The 3,268-nt window shown below is 63.4% G+C and carries 4 protein-coding genes; 3 read left to right on the top strand and 1 reads right to left on the bottom strand.

Going from position 1 to position 3,268, the window contains the following annotated elements; translation table 11 throughout:
- The 3 genes from AB4Z11_RS27440 to AB4Z11_RS27430 form a co-directional block, all read left to right on the top strand.
- On the top strand, positions 1 to 582 hold a 582-nt coding region (locus AB4Z11_RS27440; protein WP_442029007.1), incomplete at its 5' end, for an aldolase/citrate lyase family protein.
- A gap of 35 nt (positions 583 to 617) precedes the next feature.
- Positions 618 to 1,514 (top strand): 2-hydroxy-3-oxopropionate reductase, encoded by an 897-nt coding sequence (gene glxR, locus AB4Z11_RS27435; protein WP_442029006.1) that lies wholly within the window; start codon positions 618 to 620, stop codon positions 1,512 to 1,514.
- A 9-nt stretch (positions 1,515 to 1,523) separates the two neighbouring features.
- Positions 1,524 to 2,795, top strand: a complete 1,272-nt coding sequence (locus AB4Z11_RS27430; RefSeq protein WP_442029005.1) for a glycerate kinase type-2 family protein — start codon at positions 1,524 to 1,526, stop codon at positions 2,793 to 2,795.
- Here AB4Z11_RS27430 and AB4Z11_RS27425 read toward each other — a convergent pair.
- Positions 2,783 to 3,268, bottom strand: a 486-nt coding sequence (locus tag AB4Z11_RS27425; RefSeq protein WP_442029004.1) for a hypothetical protein, incomplete at its 5' end; no start/stop codon positions are given. The two genes, AB4Z11_RS27430 and AB4Z11_RS27425, sit on opposite strands and share 13 nt — an antisense overlap.

Raw genomic sequence — 3,268 nt, 5'->3', positions numbered from 1 at the left:
TCGCAAGGCAGCGCCCACCCTATCGTGCGTCCGGCATGGAACGACACCGTGATCATCAAGCGGCTGCTCGACGTCGGTGCGCAAACTCTGTTGATTCCCTTCGTGCAGGATGCGGACGAAGCCCGCCGCGCCGTGGCCGCGACGCGCTATCCCCCGCTTGGCGTGCGCGGATATTCAGCGGCGGCGCGCGCCTCCGACTATGGCCGCGTGAAAGACTACGCCAAGCAATGCGAGGAAGAGATCTGCGTGCTGGTGCAGGTGGAGACGCCGCAAGCTATCGCCAATATCGAAGAAATTGCCGCCGTTGAAGGCGTTGACGGCATCTTCATCGGCCCTGGTGATCTGGCCGCAGCCATGGGGCACATCGGCAATCCCAAACACCCGGAAGTGATCGCGGCGATCGAGCAAGCCATCCGCCGCATCCGCGCCAGCGGCAAACCGGCCGGCATTCTATCGCCGGACGAGGCCATGGCACGCCATTACATCGAAGTCGGCTCCATGTTCACGGCTGTCGGCAGCGATATCGGCATCCTGGCCCGCAATGCCGAAGCACTGGCGGGCCGCTTCAAGCACCCACAGTGATCCAACCTTCCCACACATTACGGAGCAATCGGAAAATGAGTAAAGTCGGCTTTATCGGTCTTGGCATCATGGGTACGCCCATGGCATCCCACCTGGTCGCTGGCGGCCATACGCTGCACGTGCATGACATCAAACCCATTCCGGAAGAACTGCTGCAGGCTGGCGCGGTAAGCTGCGGATCGGGCAAGGAAGTAGCGCAGAAATCGGACATCATTATCGTCATGGTGCCGGATACGCCCCACGTTGCGGCCGTGCTGTTCAGTGAAAATGGCGTCGCGGAAGGCCTTTCGGCGGGCAAGGTGGTGGTGGACATGAGTTCCATTTCGCCGCTTGAAACCAAACAGTTCGCCGCCCGCATCAACGCGCTGAACTGCGACTATCTCGATGCGCCGGTGTCCGGTGGCGAAGTCGGCGCCAAGGCAGCCACCCTGACCATCATGGTGGGTGGCTCGCAAGAAGCCTTCGACCGCGTCAAGCCGCTGTTCGAGCTAATGGGCAAGAACATCACGCTGGTCGGCGGCAATGGCGATGGCCAGACCACCAAGGTCGCCAACCAGATCATCGTGGCGCTGAATATCGAGGCGGTTGGCGAAGCGCTGCTTTTTGCATCGCGCATGGGAGCCGATGCGGCGAAAGTGCGCCAGGCCCTGATGGGCGGTTTCGCGTCGTCGCGTATTCTCGAAGTCCATGGCGAACGCATGATCAACCGCACGTTCAATCCGGGCTTCCGCATCGAACTGCACCAGAAGGACCTGAACCTGGCACTTAGTACAGCGCGCCAGCTCGGACTGAGCCTGCCCAATACCGCCACCGCGCAGGAGCTGTTCAATAGCTGCGCGGCGCACGGCGGCAAGGCCTGGGATCATTCGGCCCTGGTGCGAGCGCTGGAAAAAATGGCCAATTTCGAAATCGGTTCGGAACTGCCGGGATAAGGAGCAGCGATGATCAACCCACGCCAGTTATTGCGGGAGATGTTCGATGCGGCGGTAGCGGCGGCGCAGCCAGCCGTCAGCCTGCCGAAGTATCTGCCCTCGCCGCCCCGCGGACGCACCCTGGTGATCGGCGCCGGCAAGGCGTCCGCGGAAATGGCGCGGGTCGTTGAGCAGCACTGGCGCGGTGAACTGAGTGGGCTGGTGGTGACCCGCTATGGCTACAACGTGCCATGTGAGCGGATCGAGATTGTGGAAGCTGCGCATCCCGTGCCCGACGCGGCCGGGATGACCGCAGCGCGCCGTATCCTCGGCCTGGTATCGGGGCTCACGGAAGACGACCTGGTCATCTGTCTGATCTCGGGCGGCGGCTCGGCGCTGCTGGCCTTGCCGGATGAAGCCATCACGCTGGCCGACAAGCAGGCCATTAATACGGCGCTTTTGAAGAGCGGCGCCACCATCAGCGAAATGAACTGCGTACGACGCCATCTGTCGGCCATCAAGGGCGGGCGGCTGGCAGCGGCCTGTTATCCGGCGAAAGTGGTCACCTTGCTGATTTCCGATGTGCCGGGTGATGACCCGATCGATATCGCGAGTGGCCCAACCTGCGCCGATCGCACCACCTGCGCGGACGCTCTGGCCGTACTCCATCGCTATGGCATCGACGTGCCACTCGAAGTCCGCAGGCTGCTTGAGAGTGGGCGCGGCGAGTCGGTCAAGCCCGGCGACCCGCGTCTCGCCCGCAGCGAGCTGCACATGATCGCCACGCCTTTGATGGCGCTGGAGGCCGCGGCGGCGGTCGCCAGCAAGGCCGGCGTTCCCGCGCATATTCTCGGCGACAGCATTGAGGGCGAGGCACGCGATGTGGGCATCGCTATGGCAGGCATCTCCATCCACGTGGCGCGGCATGGCCAACCCTTCACCGCGCCATGCGTATTGCTGTCGGGTGGAGAAACAACCGTCACTGTGCGAGGCGACGGACGGGGCGGACGTAATGTGGAGTTTCTGCTATCGTTGGGCGTAACCCTGAACGGCTACCCCGGCATTTACGCCATCGCCTGCGACACCGACGGCGTCGACGGCCAGGAGGAAATCGCCGGTGCCTTGCTGGCGCCAGACTCGCTGTGGCGGGCGCGCGAGCTTGGCATCACGCCCCGCTCAGCCCTCGCCAATAACGATGGCCACGGCTTCTTCCAGACGCTGGGCGACTCGGTGATCACCGGTCCTACCCTCACCAATGTGAACGACTTCCGGGCGATCCTGGTGCTGCCTCAGACAGTTTGAGCGACACGGGCTCCTTGCCCGCCGCGCGCCATGAACGCGATCGGCATGCCGACGCAAAGAATGTGAACCACCAGCCCGATCAGCACCGGCATCATGCTGTAGTTCGGATGGAAGGCGATGCGGGACAGTGGCAGCACCACCGCGTTCATGAACACATACATTCCAATGCCCGTGAGCACGCCGCACAACAGCGGCTGCTGCCGCGCCAGCGCACGTCCGGCAACGAAGACCACGTACACGGCCACCAGTGCCGCCATCAACAGAAAGTGGGACACCAGCCCGAGGGCGGCTGCCGGTACGCCGCCGCTAAACGCGGCCGGGCCAAGCCAGCCGCTGGCAATGGCCTGCAGCACACGTACTGGCGAGACGTGGGAAGCAAGCTGCATCAGGAAAGCGGCCAGAATATCCAGCGTGCCGGCAACCAGCGTGGTACGAATAATCAAGGAGCGAACTGCGGTCATGAGGGTATGCAC

The organism is Pseudoduganella sp. RAF53_2 (genome assembly GCF_052113985.1).
Classification (GTDB): domain Bacteria; phylum Pseudomonadota; class Gammaproteobacteria; order Burkholderiales; family Burkholderiaceae_D; genus Rugamonas.
The sequence above is the reverse complement of the archived record's forward strand: the minus strand, read 5'-3'. Positions and strand labels throughout refer to the sequence as shown.

Coding starts and splice junctions, on each gene's coding strand:
- glxR (WP_442029006.1), top strand. CDS start 618: ATGAGTAAAGTCGGCTTTATCGGTCTTGGCATCATGGGTACGCCCATG.
- AB4Z11_RS27430 (WP_442029005.1), top strand. CDS start 1,524: ATGATCAACCCACGCCAGTTATTGCGGGAGATGTTCGATGCGGCGGTA.